The 14,481-nt window shown below is 49.2% G+C and carries 17 protein-coding genes and 1 pseudogene; all 18 read right to left on the bottom strand.

All coding sequences use genetic code 11. The features are described 5' to 3' along the window. Nucleotide 1: 1 nt before the first annotated feature. Nucleotides 2-1,153 (bottom strand): hydrogenase formation protein HypD, encoded by a 1,152-nt coding sequence (hypD, locus tag SU60_RS04895; RefSeq protein ID WP_041154586.1) that lies wholly within the window; start codon nt 1,151-1,153, stop codon nt 2-4. Further along, nucleotides 1,150-1,407, bottom strand: a complete 258-nt coding sequence (locus SU60_RS04890) for a HypC/HybG/HupF family hydrogenase formation chaperone (RefSeq protein ID WP_041154585.1) — start codon at nt 1,405-1,407, stop codon at nt 1,150-1,152. Before SU60_RS04890 ends, hypD begins: the two co-directional genes overlap by 4 nt. 69 nt (nt 1,408-1,476) lie before the next feature. Beyond that, nucleotides 1,477-2,835 (bottom strand): Kae1-like domain-containing protein, encoded by a 1,359-nt coding sequence (locus SU60_RS22280; protein ID WP_280806694.1) that lies wholly within the window; start codon nt 2,833-2,835, stop codon nt 1,477-1,479. Then, nucleotides 2,835-3,764, bottom strand: coding sequence for an acylphosphatase (locus SU60_RS22275; RefSeq protein WP_280806693.1), 930 nt, complete (start codon nt 3,762-3,764; stop codon nt 2,835-2,837). Before SU60_RS22275 ends, SU60_RS22280 begins: the two co-directional genes overlap by 1 nt. Nucleotides 3,765-3,776: 12 nt before the next feature. Continuing rightward, entirely contained in the window at nt 3,777-4,061 is a 285-nt protein-coding gene (locus tag SU60_RS22860; protein WP_280806692.1) for a HupE/UreJ family protein, read from the bottom strand. An 8-nt stretch (nt 4,062-4,069) separates the two neighbouring features. Further along, the gene (locus SU60_RS22855) at nt 4,070-4,357 is read right to left on the bottom strand and encodes a HupE/UreJ family protein (protein ID WP_280806691.1); all 288 of its coding nucleotides are present in this window, start codon (nt 4,355-4,357) and stop codon (nt 4,070-4,072) included. Nucleotides 4,358-4,473: 116 nt separating this feature from the next. Continuing rightward, complete coding sequence (gene fdhD, locus SU60_RS04875) at nt 4,474-5,319, bottom strand: formate dehydrogenase accessory sulfurtransferase FdhD (RefSeq protein WP_041154584.1); 846 nt, start codon at nt 5,317-5,319, stop codon at nt 4,474-4,476. A gap of 54 nt (nt 5,320-5,373) precedes the next feature. Beyond that, the gene (locus SU60_RS22270) at nt 5,374-6,525 is read right to left on the bottom strand and encodes a sigma-54 interaction domain-containing protein (protein ID WP_245228360.1); all 1,152 of its coding nucleotides are present in this window, start codon (nt 6,523-6,525) and stop codon (nt 5,374-5,376) included. After that, entirely contained in the window at nt 6,510-7,430 is a 921-nt protein-coding gene (locus SU60_RS22265; RefSeq protein ID WP_245228359.1) for a hypothetical protein, read from the bottom strand. Before SU60_RS22265 ends, SU60_RS22270 begins: the two co-directional genes overlap by 16 nt. A 75-nt stretch (nt 7,431-7,505) precedes the next feature. Next, on the bottom strand, nt 7,506-9,650 hold the full coding sequence (gene fdhF / locus SU60_RS04865) for a formate dehydrogenase subunit alpha (protein WP_084735612.1): 2,145 nt from the start codon (nt 9,648-9,650) through the stop codon (nt 7,506-7,508). Between the two features lie 27 nt (nt 9,651-9,677). After that, nucleotides 9,678-10,223, bottom strand: coding sequence for a 4Fe-4S dicluster domain-containing protein (locus SU60_RS04855; RefSeq protein WP_041154582.1), 546 nt, complete (start codon nt 10,221-10,223; stop codon nt 9,678-9,680). Between the two features lie 240 nt (nt 10,224-10,463). Then, nucleotides 10,464-10,796, bottom strand: coding sequence for a hydrogenase maturation protease (locus SU60_RS04850; RefSeq protein ID WP_245228358.1), 333 nt, complete (start codon nt 10,794-10,796; stop codon nt 10,464-10,466). Nucleotides 10,797-10,914: 118 nt separating this feature from the next. After that, nucleotides 10,915-11,349, bottom strand: coding sequence for a formate hydrogenlyase maturation HycH family protein (locus tag SU60_RS04845; RefSeq protein WP_041154581.1), 435 nt, complete (start codon nt 11,347-11,349; stop codon nt 10,915-10,917). Continuing rightward, on the bottom strand, nt 11,336-12,109 hold the full coding sequence (locus SU60_RS04840) for an NADH-quinone oxidoreductase subunit B family protein (protein ID WP_245228363.1): 774 nt from the start codon (nt 12,107-12,109) through the stop codon (nt 11,336-11,338). Before SU60_RS04840 ends, SU60_RS04845 begins: the two co-directional genes overlap by 14 nt. 41 nt (nt 12,110-12,150) lie before the next feature. Next, on the bottom strand, nt 12,151-12,438 hold the full coding sequence (locus tag SU60_RS22260; protein WP_245228365.1) for a hypothetical protein: 288 nt from the start codon (nt 12,436-12,438) through the stop codon (nt 12,151-12,153). 42 nt (nt 12,439-12,480) lie between these two features. Further along, nucleotides 12,481-12,561, bottom strand: a pseudogene (locus tag SU60_RS22255) (formate hydrogenlyase complex iron-sulfur subunit); the annotation flags it as partial. A 2-nt stretch (nt 12,562-12,563) separates the two neighbouring features. Beyond that, a complete protein-coding gene (locus SU60_RS22250) occupies nt 12,564-12,728 on the bottom strand; it encodes a 4Fe-4S binding protein (protein ID WP_245228357.1) in 165 nt (54 codons plus the stop codon). Nucleotides 12,729-12,735: 7 nt separating this feature from the next. Further along, nucleotides 12,736-14,481 (bottom strand): NADH-quinone oxidoreductase subunit D-related protein, encoded by a 1,746-nt coding sequence (locus tag SU60_RS04830; protein WP_084735609.1) that lies wholly within the window; start codon nt 14,479-14,481, stop codon nt 12,736-12,738.

Below are 14,481 nucleotides of genomic sequence, written 5' to 3'. Positions count from 1 at the left end.
CTCACTCATTTTCGTTCCCCCCGGTCAACGACACCGATTCAATGGCGCCGTAGCGATAATACGCATTGCAAGCCCCTTCGGAACTCACCATGCAGCTGCCCATTGGGCGCGTTGGCTTGCACGCGCGGCCAAACACTTTGCAGTCTGGCGGTGTAGCTAAGCCGCGTAAGATGTCGCCGCAGCGACACGCTTTATGATCGTCTTGATGATGGTGTGGCAGATGCGCCGCAAAACGTAATTCCGCATCGCGATGTGCGTACGTATCACGCAGTTGCAATGCCGAACTTGGAATATTGCCCAGCCCGCGCCACGTAAATGTGTCGCGCACCGCCAATACTTTGTCGACAAACGCTTGAGCCACCGTGTTCCCCTCCGATGTCACGACGCGAGAATATTGAGTTTCCAGCACCGCCTGATTCGAGACTGCTTGCTCAACCAGCATCAATACCGATTCCAGAACATCGACCGGCTCAAAGCCCGCCACAACCACCGGAATTTGGTGTTGTTCGACAATCGGTTGATAAATATGTGACCCGGTCACCGCACTCACGTGTGACGGGCCAATAAAAGCGTTCACCGGCGTGCGTTCGTCGGCCATCACCGCATTCATCGCTGGCGGCACCAACACATGATTAATGTGAAAGTAGAGATTGTTGATCTGCTGGCGCTCGGCCAAATCGACCAACACGGCCGTCATGGGTGTGGTGGTTTCAAATCCAATTGCAAAATAGACCACCTGCTTGGTTGGGTTCTCTCTGGCGATCTTCAACACGTCCATCGGATCATAAATCGGCACCACATGTCCACCTTCGGCTCGGCATTGCGCTAGAGACTGTCGCGAACCCGGCACGCGAATCATGTCGCCCAAACACACCAGCATTACATCCGGCAATTGTGCCAATGCAATCGCATGGTCGATACGCTCTTTTGGCATCACACACACCGGACACCCCGGGCCATGCACGAAGCTGAGCGATTCCGGCAACAACTGTTTCAAGCCATATTTCATGATGGTGTGAGTATGCCCACCGCACACTTCCATGATGTATAACGGCTGGTTAAGCTGCTCTGCGTGTTGGCGAATTTTATCCGCCAAGGCTACCACCACATCCGGGCGACGATAGGTTTGATACAGATTGGACGCAGCATTCATGAGAGCAACACCGCAACGTCTTCTTGTTCCATCTCAGCCAACAACGCTTCATACGTCGCTAGGTTGGTTGCCGCTTCCTGCTGGTTAATTTTGCTGATGGCGAACCCCACGTGAACAAGCAGATGGTCGCCGACGGCAACTGGGTCACTGATGAGATGTGTGCTGATCTCTTTGCATACACCCAAGGTGTCCACTTTGGCAGTCATCCCGTCTTCATCGACAGACAACACGCGGGAAGGAATACATAAACACATGGTGTTCTCACTTATTGATAATGAAGCCACGACGCCATTCGTCGCCGTAGCGTTATTCTTTAGGTTCGACTAAATGTCATAAGCCAATTGATGCCAGAGCTGACCCGCGGCGATTCCGGAATCATTGACCGGAATGTGACTTCCGGTGATAAACGGACACGCCGAATCGGGGAACAACGCGTCGATGGCATCCAGCAAGCAGCGATTTTGAAACACGCCGCCACTCAACACCAACGGTAAGTTAGCGTGTTGCTGTGCAATATCGACCACTGCCTGTGCCAACGCGCTGATAAAGGCGTCGCTACATATACACGCCCAACGTTCGGACGATAATTCGTGTTGCGCCAAACATTGCTGTAACGCCGGTGCCCAATCGAGTTGCTGATCACACCAAGGCAATGCCAGTGCAAACTGGTGCTCGCCAGCTTGACGCGCGGCATTCTCCATTTGCAGCCCGCTTTCGCCTTCGTAATCCGGTGTCATCACCAAGCCCAATAGGCATGCCCACGCATCAAACAGACGACCAACCGAGCTACACAGCGGAGAACGTTCCGCGTTGCGCCACAAGTGAAACAGGTTTTGGAAATGCGACGCAGACCACGACGCAAACGCTGGCAGATTTAGCTGCTGGATCTGTTCTGGCGTCATGATTTCAAGCAATAAGGCGTACAGCACGCGTTCAGGTTCACGGATCGCTTGTTCGCCCCCAATCAAACGAAAAGGTCGAAGGTGCGCGATGCGTTCATAACTGAGTCGGTCTGCGATCATCACTTCACCGCCCCATACCGTCCCGTCATCGCCCGCGCCAGTGCCGTCAAAACTTACCCCCAGAACAGGACCATTGAGTTGTGATTCAGCCATCACGGCTAAAATATGCGCGTAATGGTGCTGTACTTGTAGCGCTGAATCGGTTTGCTCATTAACCCACTGGGTTGAAAAATAACCCGGATGAGCGTCCGACACCCAACGCTCGGTCGATGCTTGGTAAAGATCAGGAAAATAACCAGTCGCATCGATAAAACGTTGCTGCGTATCGAGATCGTTGATATCCCCCAGGTAAGGCGACAAAAACCATTGATTGCGCACCGCAAATGCAACGGTCGATTTTTGTTGTGCGCCCACTGCTAGCGTGGCCGGTGCGTGATTCTCTAACGGAAAACTCAGAGGTCCATAACCACGCGCCATACGCAGCACACGCATGCTGCCAGCGGCCAACTGCACTAAGCTGTCGTCACAGGCATGAATGATTGGGCGATTGTGATCGAGCACGCTGTCGAGGGATGCCCCAAACATCGCAAACACCTGCTGCGCTTCGGTCGCTAATGGTAACCCCGACACATTAGCGCTGGTCATCACCAACGGCGCAAAACAGCCACGCAGTTGCAACGCCTCGATCAACAATAGGTGTAGTGGCGTGTAGGCCAGCATCACACCCAGGCAATCGACATTTGGGGCGACGTTGTCAGCGACAGACGTTCTGCCTCATCAGCACGCTCAGCCTTGCGCATCAATACTATAGGACTGGCTTGCGATTTCAGCGTTTGCCACTCCAACGCTTCACCCTGAACGTAATGCTTGGCTTGCGTCACATCGCTCACCATTACGGCCAACGGCTTTCTGGCGCGATGTTTTAACTCACGCAACCTCGCAACCGCTTGGTAAGACGTGGCATCACACACCAAATGAAATCCGCCAAGGCCTTTAAGCGCAATGATACCACCTGCGATAAGTTGCTCGGCTGCACGTTCAATCGCTTGGTGTTCTTTGGCGATACGTGTTTGTTGCGGGCTAAACAGAGCAACCGATGGGCCGCAGTGCGCGCAACTCACCGGTTGTGCATGATAACGGCGATCCATTGGATTTTGGTACGCGCGCGCGCAATCTGGGCAAAGCTTAAAACCCTTCATCGAGGTTTGATGACGGTCATATGGCAAGGCTTTGATGATGGTGTAACGCGGACCACAATGAGTGCAGTTGATAAATGGGTAGTGATAAAAGCGCGAGTTAGGATCAAACAGTTCCCGACGACAGTCCATACAAATCGCTTGGTCGGGCGGAACACTGACGCTAATTTCATTGTCCCCACGGCTCGGTAAAATGCGGAATTCTGTAAAATCTGCCAATGCCAATGGACGTAATTCTATATTATCAACACGCGCTAAGGGCGGTGTCTTAATCAATAGTTCACGATAAAATGCGTCAAATTGGCGCTGTTCACCTTGGACGTCAATCCGTACGCCCCGAGCATCATTGATCACCCAGCCTTTCAACTGGTGCTCAATGGCCAGACCGTACACAAAGGGCCGAAAACCAACCCCTTGTACCTGTCCTTTAATTTCAATCAGACAACGCATCATCGCTTCTATCCATTATGAAAACAGGAATGCGCCACCCAGCAGAGCAATCACCGCACCTGCCAGTTGATTCAAACGTTTGCTGGCTGCAAAACGCATTACCATTTCGCCTAACACGATACCTACAATGTGCAGACTGGCGGTGACAACGATAAAGCCAGAGAAGTAGCTGATCGCTTGACTGTTGATTGGCATTTCTGCACCGTGCGCCATACCGTGAAACACCGCAAACGCCATGATCAGCGTCGTCGCCATTTTTTGTGGCATGTTCGTACCGCGAAACAGCATGACGCCCATCATTATCACACTCAGCGCGATGAAGGTTTCGACACCTGGAACCACAAGCTAGAAATACCCATCACGCCACCAATCACCATAAAGGCGACAAAACTTAGGGGCATTGTCCAGCGGTTTTTACCCCCAAACAACGCCGCTAACAGACCCACACCAATCATGACAGTCAGGTGATCCAAGCCCGTCAACGGATGCATAAAGCCGCTTTCAAGCCCATGACTACCAAGGTGACCCGGGTGGGCAAACACCATTGGTGAGAAAAGAAGGCATAGACTGACGATTGCTGTATTTTTTTTACTCATAACGAAAAGCTCTTAAAAAATGAACGAGAAAATAAAAACTAAAAAGAAGACTCATAACTCTCGATATGCTGGGAACCCAGCAGCCATAAGCCTTACGACTAAATAACTCAACATGGTTAACTAACATCACGTTGGGCAGTACCCTGATAACGTACGCGCTCAGCGTGCGCGTAAACATTGAGGCGACCTTCGCGGCAATAGCCGCATAAGGTCACATTAAGACGGTCCGCCAACTCGACCGCCATTGAAGTGGGGCCCGATAGCGCAAGCAAAATTTCAAAACCGCACGCCGCCACTTTTTGCACCATTTCAAAGCTAGCGCGACTGGTCACCAACACCGCTCCGCCCTTCACTTGCTGGCGGCTCGCCCATCCAAGCAGTTTATCCAGCGCAATGTGGCGACCGACATCTTCAAACAACGCTTGAACTTCACCATGTTCATCAAGATAAGAAGCAGCATGCGTGGTACCAGTGAGTTGGTTCAAACGTTGGTACCGATTTAGCGACTCTAGCGAATGATCTAAATAGTCAAAGCAAAATTGCGCGGTGGTAGGTAAAGGCACCAGGCAACGCGTGATCTGATTGAGTTGTTCCGTGCCGCAAATCCCACATCCAGTGACGCCAGCCATTGAGCGGCGGCGCTCTTTCAAACGTGCAACGCAGCGATTGGCTAATTCAATCGACACTGTGCAGCCTTGCTCGTTGTGTGTGACCTCAATGTCGTGAACATCGCGAGGATGGGCGATGATGCCTTCACTGAGCGAGAACCCCAGCGCGAACGCTTCTAAATCTCGTGGAGTGCCCATCATGACGGTATAGGCGATGCCGTTGTATTCGAGCGCAATCGGCGTCTCTTCAATCAAAATATCATCTTGGCTCCACTGCCCGCGAGCCCGCTGATATTTGACGATACTTCTTGTTGTCACTTCGGAATGACAGACCATATGTTGTTCTTCGTACACCGTTAATACCTTTATTTGTTGTCTGTCGATTGAGCCAACCGCAATAAACGCGGCTTAGCATGCAGCAAGATAATCCTTACTGCTAATCTCCATTTTTTGCATACGTGACAACAGCGTTGTCCGTTTCAGCCCAAGTTTCACTGCCGCGCCTCTTGGCCCAGCCACAATGCCATTACTCTCTTTCAACGCTTGAATGATCGCTTCGCGAGAGATCGTTTCATCGTTCTTGTTAATCGATGCCGCGCTGGATTCAAGCGTCGACACTTGGCCCGGCAAGGGTTGTCCCATACCCACCAGTTCATGCACAGGGACATTCAGCACTTCACCACGGGTTAAAATCACTGAGCGTTCGATAAAGTTTTTCAACTGACGTACGTTGCCCGGCCATTGATATTCAGTCATGCAGCGCATCGACTCTTGGCTGATCGCGCGGATGTCTTTACCCATTTTTTTCGAAATCAGGCGCGCAAAATGTTTTACCAATAACGGAATGTCTTCCGCTCGTTCACGTAGAGGCGGCAACCGAATTGGGAAAATATTCATGCGGTAATACAGGTCGCTACGAAATTGCTTATCTTCCACCCGCGCGACCAAATCGACGTTGGTGGCCACTACCAGACGCACGTCTACATGAATCAACTGATTGTGACCCACCCGCTCTATTTCATGCTCTTGCAAAACCCGCAGTAGCTTAGGTTGCAGCTCCAGCGACAAATCGCCAATTTCATCCAAAAACAGCGTGCTTTGGTCTGCTAATTCAAAGCGACCCACTCGATTTTTTATCGCACCCGTAAACGCTCCTCGTTCGTGCCCAAACAGTTCACTTTCAAACAAACCATCCGGAATCGCCGCACAGTTCATTTTGATCATTTGACGATTGCAGCGACGGCTCATCTTGTGAATCGCTTGAGCAATCAGCTCTTTACCTGTGCCGGTCTCCCCTTCGATTAACACGGTGCTGTCACAGCTCGCAACCATGGCGACCTGATCCAACACGTGACTCATCACTTCACTTTGGCTTATGATGTCGTCAAAAATCTGGTAATGCTCGTACGTATCATCAATGAGGATGTCGGTGCTCTTTGGTAGCATCTGCGCACTGTGCTGACTTTCGCGTAAACTGTGCATGCTGAGCGCTACACGTGCAGCAATCTGTTGCAGCAGCGCAATATCAATCTCTTGCAACTGCACTACATCGCGCAACATATAAGCGATCCTTCCCACCAATCCCGACGGAAAATTAATGGGACTAGAATTAAACATTCAATATCATCTTCAATATTGAAATCTGTATGTTCCGCGCGTAATTGTTCTAGATCATGGCCAGTGACAATTTTGGTCTCTGGATAATAAATATCGAGTACGCTTCCAGAAATATCATTAAAGAAAAAACACTGTGTTTGAATATCATTTCCAACAATTCGTCCATCACGCTGAATACAGCGACCATTGTCCATATCGATAATAGACAACTCTTTGATTTTAAAATAAGGATGTAAACAGCTGAGTAATGATGTTAATAGATTTTCTTTACTGTTCTGACTAATAACGGCATTGGTGACATCCACCAGAATATGGTAATTATCTCTCTCATCACTAATATGTCGCGTTAATGTATTTGCATGTTGATGATCCAATACATGCGTAATAAAAGAAACCAACATACTATTAAATAGTTTAAATTGATTTTCCCCCCCATCTAATTGATCAAATTTCGGGTTAATCAGCTCAATAGCACCCAGTTGTTTATCTAAGGTATCCAGTGGAATCTTGTAATAACTGCGCACATTCTGGTAAGCCGGATGCTGAGCCAGTTTAGGGTGTGAATAGTAAAAATCGACGCCGTCAAGTCGATAAACGTGCTCTTCGTAACTTTGATGATAGTTATCAATATTATGATGGTATATCACATCACTTTGAATTTGCTGATTTGCATCAAGAAAATAAACGATTGCTTCACCTAGTCGTTCATCATTTAGAATGATATTTATTCTCTCTACATGTAAAAATTCGCACTCTTTTCCGTGAAGAAAAGTGAGCAGATCAGATATACCATGAATTAGCAGCATAGCCTTGGAAAATGCGGTTAATTCTTTCGCTGTTTTATTCATAATAGTAACAATAAATTATAGCCCTTCGTATTTGTCATCATTATAAACTCGGACGAAGGGCTATTGATTACCTAATTAAGCAAACTCAACTTGCGACTTTAATCGCGCTTTCATGTTGCTATATTCAGTTTGTACATAATTTTCAGCCCAAGCTTGATCGTCAATCTTTTCAACTTTCACGGCGCAATATTTAAACTCCGGCGTGCTTGAGATCGGATCCACGTGTTCAATAGTCAGCTCGTTACAGGCACCTATCCACCATTGGTAGGTCATGTACACCACACCTTTATTGGTACGCTCACTACAACTTGCACGAGAAATGACTTTGCCTCGGCGCGATGAAATCCAAACAAGTTGTTGATCTTTTATGCCTAATTTCTCTGCATCTTGCGGGTTCATCTGAACGTATCCTGGTTCATCAGCCAACGCTGACAATGCAGAACAGTTACCTGTCATTGAACGACAAGAGTAGTGGCCAACTTCACGCACGGTTGATAGTACCAATGGGTACTCTTCATCCGGTTGTTCTAGCGGCGCGCGCCACTCTGCTGCAATAAACTTCGCTTTACCTGATGGCGTAGAGAATTTATTGCCTTCAAACAAGAACGGTGTACCTGGGTGATCTTCGGTTGGACAAGGCCATTGTACCGACTTTAGATCCTCCATTTTCTCGTAAGTTGCCCCGGCGTAAAGCGGTGCTAATGAACGCAACTCATCCCAAATTTCTTGGGTATTATTGTAGTGCATTGGGTAACCCATGCGAGTCGCCAACAGACTGAAGATTTCCCAGTCAGGTTTCACGCCTTCTGGCGGGGTTACCGCTTTGTAGAAGCGCTGGAAACCACGGTCAGCGCTTGAGTACACACCTTCATGTTCGCCCCAACTGGTGGCTGGGAAGACCACATCGGCCATTTCAACCGTTTTGGTCATGAAGATGTCTTGTGCAATCACCAGTTCCATATTACGTAGCGTGTTACGCATTGCGTTCAGATCCGCTTCTGTCTGCGCAGGATCTTCACCGAAGATGTAGAAGGCTTTGCATTCGCCATCTTCTACTTTGTGTCCCACTTCAGTCAGGCGATAACCTGGCTTTGATGACAGTGATACGCCCCACGCTTTTTCAAATTTTGCACGTATCGCATCATCGGTCACATCCTGATAGCCTGGATATTGGTGAGGCAACATACCTAAGTCACAGGTACCTTGTACGTTGTTCTGACCACGTACCGGACCACAACCCACTCCACGACGTCCCCAGTTGCCGGTTAAGGTTGCTAGACCTGCCAAACCGCGAACAACGTCTACCGCTTGGCCGTATTGGGTCACACCCATGCCCCAAAGAATCATGGACTCTGGCGCTGTAGCATAAGTACGAGCCGCTAAACGAATCGATGCTGCGTCGAGACCAGTAATCGTTTCCACGGTTTCTGGCGCATAATTTTTAACGATGTCGTAAAACGCGTCGAACCCTTCTGTGTACTGTTTAACAAATGCCTTGTCGTACAGGTTTTCTTCGATAATGGTGTAAGCCAGTGCGTTCACCAGCGCCATGTTCGAACCGTTCTTCAGTGGTAACCACTGATCCGCAATACGCGCAGATTCGATCTTACGCGGATCACAAACGATGACTTTGGCACCATTCGCACGTGCTTTGATAATATGTCTTGCTACAACTGGGTGAGAATCCGCTGCGTTGTAACCGAAAATGAGCAAACATTTTGTTTCTTGAATTTCGGGAATGGCATTGCTCATAGCTCCATTACCTACTGTTGACTCCAGACCGGAGACTGATGGCGCGTGTCACACCCTAGCGCAGTGATCGACGTTATTGGTCCCAATGACCGCACGCGCCAACTTTTGCATAACAAAGTTAGCTTCGTTACCTGGTCCTCGAGCCGAACCCGTTGTCATGATGGCATCTGGGCCATATTTACTTTTAATTTCCATTAGCTTTTCAGCGGCGAAATCTAGTGCTTCATCCCAAGAGACCGCCTCCAATTTCGCGTCTTTAGTACGACGGATCATGGGTTTTTTAAGACGAGGAGTCAGCAAATTAGTATCGTTTAGGAAATCCCAACCGTAATAACCTTTCAGGCACAGTTGACCTTCATTAGTCCGGCCATCGGCCGGTTCTGCACCCACTACTTTGTTATTCTCAACAAGTAGCTTTAGTTTGCACCCCGTACCGCAGTACGGACAAACCACAATGGATTTTTTCATAGTTACCTTCTTAACTATTTCAAGAAATCAGACAGTAACAATCGCGATACGACTGGCAGCCGCTTCACGTTTGCTTTGACTGGTTTGATGAATTTCCTCTGGTTCAATCAGAGAAATCGCACCTGTCGGGCAAACTTCCACACACGCGGGGCCATTGGCGCGGTGAGAACATAAATCACATTTAATCGCTTGTGATTTAGGGACTTTTCGTGCGAACAAAGCACTACGTGATGTGTCTTCAACCATGGTTGTAACAACATTCATTGCTCCGTAAGGACAGGCAATGGCACAGGTTTTACAACCAATACATCGTGATTGAATTACTTTAATGTAACCGTCCTCGTGGACAATCGCGTTGTTAGGACACACTTGAGCACAAGGCGCATCGTCACATTGACGACACATCACCGGCGTGGTGACATGAGCATTTTTAATAACCTCGAATCGAGGTAGAAAACTCTCACGATCTTGCAGTGTCCCGATATCTTCATCTTGATGTGAAATCGCACAAGCCACTTCACACGTGCGACAACCAATACATTTATTAGCGTCCGCAAAGACAAATCGATTCATGGGATATCCTTCTGTGTCGATAGAACCGAGTCAACCACTCGACTCCTTATAAGCACAAGATGTGCCAATATGAAAAATAACAACAAAAATAATTTAACTTGTTGTTTTTAAATTACTAAAAATCCAAACCCAGTAAGAAAGATATTGAATAATTGCGGTGATTAAACTTATAGCTCAACAACGCCGACACTTGTGTCGACGGCTTCCGTCACAAGTGTCGACACTCAGAAAAATCACCGGTTAGCAGCTCTCGTAGCCTCCGTCTCCTTCCCATTCAGGAAGACGACGATGCAACTCAGTCACGGCATCGGTAACCATCTCGGTCATCGGAAAGGAGAACGCCACTATTGCAGGCTGAATGCCGACAAACTTGACTTCTGGGACGAACGTTTTCAGCTCATCAATCAGGAAATTGAGCGGTAAGCTGTGCGTTGATACCATGAACATATCAGCGATGGTATCGGACTCAATGATGCGCACTTCACCCGCCTTCTCTCCAAAATCGGCGGCATCCACAACTAATACGCGTTGTGGTTGAATTTTGCGAATCAAATGCAAGCTATCTTCTGGCATGGTGCCGCCTTCTATTACGCTCCATCCCACCGGTTCTCACGACACAGTTGCGCCAACAACGGGCCTGCGCCGTCATCCCCCATCATGTTGTTGCCAACGGTTAATAGTAGATTTTGGCTCATGCTCCACCCCGAATCATTAAGTACATGGTAGGCTCGTTATAGATCGCGTTCAAAATGGCGATCATGCCTTGCGTCAATTGTTGGCTTTTTTCTGATTGCGTAGCACTATCGATGCGGTCAAGCGCAATCGCCAGCATGTGTATGTGCTCGGGGAACACAGTGATCTCGCCAAACATCAGAAAACCTTTCAACTTGCGGTACGCTTCGCTGCTTTCATCAAGGCCGGAGATCCAAGTAAGATACTCTTGACCTGAACACTGCATTTCAGATTTCAGGCAATCGACAATGCCGAGATGATGGCCAATGGTCAGGCTGTAATACATGATCTGCTTCGCTTCCTCTGGTACATCGTATTTGTTGTCGACAAATTTACGGCTCAGACGGTAGAAGTAGACCTGACTATCCACATGACGTGATTCACTGACAGCCATGGCAAACCCCTTTCGGTTGATCGTTTCCGGTGATCTGCAGCATCACCGAACGCATCACGCTATTGACAATGTCGCTCAGGCGTGGGTCGTCATGTTCACCCAAGTAATGGCTAACATTGCTGTCGACATTGTCGCTCGTACTGTTTGCCAGTACATCCAGCAGTTCGTTGGCGATGCGTTTACCTTGACGGTAACCAGCCAACAGACGCGTTTCACGTTCCACTAACACACGAATATCCATCGGTATGCCAGTATGACGCAATGTGGCAGGAGTGGATTGCACATCATGTTGTTTGGCATGCATTTTTTGCTCAAGAAGACCAAGTGCGACCGCAAACCCGTAAAGCGTCGCCGCAGGCGTTGGAGGACAACCGGGAATATAAACATCGACAGGTACGATTTTGTCTGTCCCGCCCCACACGCAGTACAGGTCGTGGAAAATACCGCCGTCACAACCGCAAGCGCCGTAAGAGACCACGATTTTTGGATCCGGCGCCGCTTCATACGCACGTAGCGCAGGAGCGCGCATGGCACGCGTCACAGCACCAGTAAACAGCAGAATGTCGGCATGACGTGGCGACGCCACTACTTTGATACCAAAGCGTTCAGTATCGTATACCGGTGTGGTCGCGGCGAAGATTTCGATTTCGCAAGCGTTGCAACCGCCGCAGTCCACGCGGTAAACGTAAGCAGAACGTTTAATTTGGTTGATCAGCGTTTGTTTCAGTTTCTCATGCTGCGGAGAAACTTCGGCTGGCACGGCGGTGGTGTGTTTTTCACCAGAGAGTTGCTTGATACCTTTCACATATCCTCCGGGGTCATCAGGATTAAATCATTAGGACTGGTCATGTAGCGGTGTGTCGCCAGATTGGTGCCGTCCAACATGTTGTCTTCTCGGCGGCACGCCGGACAGGTTTCTAATTGACGGCGACGCATTGCTAACGCTTCACCGCGCAAGCCTGCTTGTTCCAGTGAATCCACTACGTAGTTGAGCAGTTTCTTCGCCACAAACGGACGACTGCAGCACGTGCAATTGGCCAACTCGAATTCTGCCCTTTCGTACAAATCTTCTTTTTTGGTCACGGCCAATTCGAACGCTTTGGAGAGTTCGATCGCGTGGGTTGGACACACCTCTTCACAGCGGCCGCAGTAAATGCATCGCGCCAGCGACAACTCCCAACAGCGGGTGCTGTTCTGCTCATCGTTTTCCATGATCAAGCATTTGCCGGACAGGCGCGCGTACACGCGCCGCACGAGATACATTGGCTCGCATTCAGCTCCGGTTTACCGCGAAAATCCTCGGCAACTTCAAATGGCGCAAAGGGATATTTCGCCGTAACGTCACCGGTTTTGAGAATGGTTTTGAGTAGTTTAATCATGACAGCCTCACAGTCCTTTCAGCGGCGAATTTTTGCGGCTCACGCTGTATTGTTCGATGGCTTTGTAGGGTACAGTTTGGCTGCGTTTTTTCTTGGTATCCACGATGGTCACACGGTCAGTACAAGAGTAACAAGGGTCCAAACTACCAATGATCAGCGGTGCATCGGCTACGGTATTACCACGCAACATGTAACGCAGCGTTGGCCAGTTGGCGTAAGTGGCCGCGCGGCAGCGCCAGCGAAATAGTTTTTGGTTATCGCCAGTCATACTCCAATGAACATTTTCGCCACGTGGCGCTTCGGTAAAGCCCAGCGCAAATTTGTTCGGTGTGTATTCGAAATCTTCCGTCAGGATTGCGCCAGCTGGCAGGCTATCCAAGCCATATTCAATGATGTTAAGAGAATCTAACACTTCTCGAATACGCACGATCACACGGGATTGGACGTCGCCGTTACCCATGTGTTGCAGTTCGATTGGCACATTCGCGTACGCTTCTAGCGATTGACCATGCACAACCCGTACATCACGCTCAAAACCGCTACCGCGGATCAGCGGACCAACTGGGCTGAAATCGCGCGCAATGTCTTTTGCCAACACGCCCACGCCTACCAAACGGCTATCAATGTTCGGTGTCGATAACAGCACTTCCACCAACTCTTGGAATGAATGGCGTACTTCACGTACCATCGCGATGCCTTTTTCGCGTTGCGTTTTCAAAAAGTCACGACGCACGCCACCGATTAGGTTCATGCCGTAAGTTTTACGTGCACCAGTCAATAGCTCAGCCAGCTCCATGGTTTTTTCGCGCACTCGGAAAAATTGCATGAAGCCCGAGTCAAAGCCCACAAAGTGGCTCGACAAACCAATGTTCAATAGGTGACTGTGCAGACGTTCCACTTCCAGCAAAATGGTACGAATCATTTTCGCGCGTAGTGGCACTTGTACATTCAGTGAGTTCTCAACGGTATTGGCGTACCCGACGCTGTGGGTGAAACCACAAATGCCGCACACTCGGTCTGCCAAGAAGCCCACTTCGTGATAACCCATGCGCGTTTCCGCCAGTTTTTCCATACCACGGTGAACGTAGAACATGCGGTAATCGGCATCCACGATATCTTCACCATCCACGAAAAGACGGAAGTGTCCAGGCTCATCAGAAGTAATGTGCATTGGGCCAACTGGTACGATGCGGTTTGAATCGTCTCCGCGCTCATTGATGAACGGATAAGTTTCAGTGTCTGTCGTTGGTTGTGGACGCTGACGGTAATCCATCGCATCTTTGCGCAGTGGGTGCAAATTTTCTGGCCAGTCATCGGGGAGGATCAAACGACGTTCATCAGGCAAGCCTACCGGGCGAAGACCATACATATCGCGAATTTCACGTTCGCCCCATACCGCTGCGGGAATGGTTGGCGTGATCGAAATAAACTCTTGGCTGTTGGCATCCACCAGCACTTTGACAGTAATCCAGCATTTCTCAACGCCTTCCATCGACAGCGCGTGGTACACTGCGAAGTGTCCATTAATACTTCGTTCGTCGTTACCAAACGACACGGTCAACCAGCCGCCTTGATCGTAGTAAAGCCATTGCATCACTTCGACCAACGAGGTCATTTTCACTGTAATGGTCACTTGGGTGTTGGTCTGCCACTCTTCCTCAAGGATGGCATTCGGGAACTTTTGCACCAACCCCGCCAGATAGTGTTTGCCTGTTTTAACCAAGGCATCGTTTTGTGTATTCATTATCATCAT

The organism is Vibrio mytili, from assembly GCF_000830505.1.
GTDB classification, from domain to species: Bacteria; Pseudomonadota; Gammaproteobacteria; order Enterobacterales; family Vibrionaceae; genus Vibrio; species Vibrio mytili.
The sequence above is the reverse complement of the archived record's forward strand: the minus strand, read 5'-3'. Positions and strand labels throughout refer to the sequence as shown.